Genomic DNA, 1,821 nt, shown 5'->3' on the forward strand with positions numbered 1-1,821 from the left:
CAGGGGAATAACAAAGGTGTCCATAAATTTCCGATGCCACGGAAAAGGACCTTTATTTTTCGAGATAATGACCTGATTGTTAGCTAAGAGGTAATTTTGAGGGATTGGGGAATTGTGCAGACCGGGATGGGAAGCATTTTATGTCGATTAACGGTATTGAATTTTTTATAGATTTCAAAAACCTCCCGTTGTCGTCCAGTAAAATCCTCGGCATTTTGGCTCTTGGCATCCATTTCCATAGCCCACTCCAACTCCGGATAAGAGGCCCCAATCTGGTCCTCATCCGTTCGGTCATCTCCCCAGAGCCCGTCCGTAGGAGCGGCTTCCAGGATCTCTTGATTAATGCCCAGAAAGTTCGCCAGTTCATAGACCTCTGTTTTGAGCAGGTCCGCTATCGGACTCAGGTCTACCCCTCCATCCCCGTATTTTGTGAAAAAGCCCACCCCAAAATCCTCAACTTTATTACCGGTACCGGCCACGAGAAGTTTTTGAAGGGCAGCGAAGTAGTACAAAGAGGTCATACGCAGCCTTGCCCGGGTATTGGCCAGTGACATCAGGCGGTCTTCTTCATTTTCCACCGTAGGAAAAACTTCCAGAAGCCCGTCGAAAACCGGGGTCAGGTCCACCCATTCCGATCGCACCTTCGGAAAGTTTTCCTTTAGCCAGAAAATATGATTTGCCGCACGACTGACCTGATATTTAGACTGGTGTATAGGCATTTCCAGGCACAACAACTCCAATCCGGTACGGGCGCAAAGGGTTGAGGTCAGTGCAGAATCTATCCCTCCGGAAACCCCGATTACAAATCCGCGCATTCCCGCCTGCCGGGCATAGGATTTAAGCCAATCTGTAATATGGTCTATTACTTTTTCTGTTTGCATAGGTCTTCGGATTGAATTGGAAAATGGATACCTTTGTTTCGTAAAAATAGCATCTGATCCCTAAATACGAAAGCCTTGAAAGGAATTGTTGGGTTGCGCCCGTGGAAGCTCATTGCCATAGTCCTGTTAATCCTATGTACTCAGTGCGCCGGGCCACAACCCGGAGTTCCTCAGGAGATTCTCAAGATCCCTGTTTCTCTCGAGCTCACCAGGTTTGACCTCCTTTTCGATGCTTCCGGCCCGGAGGATCTTCCCGCACTTAAAAAGTCTTACCCCTATTTATTTCCGGAACAATTTCCGGATTCTGTCTGGATAGCGACCATGTCCGATACGCTGCAACAGCAGCTCAGGAAAGAAGTTAAAAAGTCTTTCCCCGACTTTGGCCCGTATGAGACTGAGCTGGAACTGTTTTTCAAACACGTGGCTTATTATTTCCCACAGGCCCCCCAACCGGGTAAGGTGTTGACCATTACCTCCAATGTGGATTACAAGAACAAGGTGATACTGACAGATTCACTCCTGTTGATTGGTCTGGACAATTATCTGGGACCTGATCACAGGTTTTATGAAGGCCTTCCAAATTTTGTAGCAAAAGAACTCGATCCGGCGTTTATCACCAGTGATGTTGCCAGTGACTTTTGTGAGCGCGCAGTGCCCCGGCCGACGGACCGAAGCTTTTTGGCACAGATGGTGCATTACGGAAAAGGATTGTATTTGAAAGATAAACTGATGCCTCTGGCGGCGGATTCAGTTAAGATCAAATATTCAGCTGCGGAAATGCAATGGGCCCGGGACAATGAGAATCAGGTATGGAGATATTTTATCGAACGGGAATTGCTGTACAGCACAGATAAAAAGCTGGAGCCGCGTTTTCTACAACCGGCGCCCTTTAGTAAATTCGGCCTGGTGTTGGACAATGAATCTCCAGGGCGTATCGGGC

The 1,821-nt window shown here is 47.9% G+C and carries 2 protein-coding genes; one reads left to right on the forward strand and one right to left on the reverse strand.

The features are described from left to right. Positions 1 to 83: 83 nt before the first annotated feature. Positions 84 to 881, reverse strand: a complete 798-nt coding sequence (gene nadE / locus WBV75_RS04975) for an NAD(+) synthase (RefSeq protein WP_424119545.1) — start codon at positions 879 to 881, stop codon at positions 84 to 86. Positions 882 to 956: 75 nt separating this feature from the next. Between nadE and WBV75_RS04980 the strand changes: the two genes are divergently transcribed. Continuing rightward, positions 957 to 1,821 (forward strand): gliding motility lipoprotein GldB (locus WBV75_RS04980; RefSeq protein WP_424119546.1); only part of this gene is annotated, 865 nt, incomplete at its 3' end.

The organism is Robiginitalea sp. (genome assembly GCF_049588695.1).
Classification (GTDB): domain Bacteria; phylum Bacteroidota; class Bacteroidia; order Flavobacteriales; family Flavobacteriaceae; genus Robiginitalea.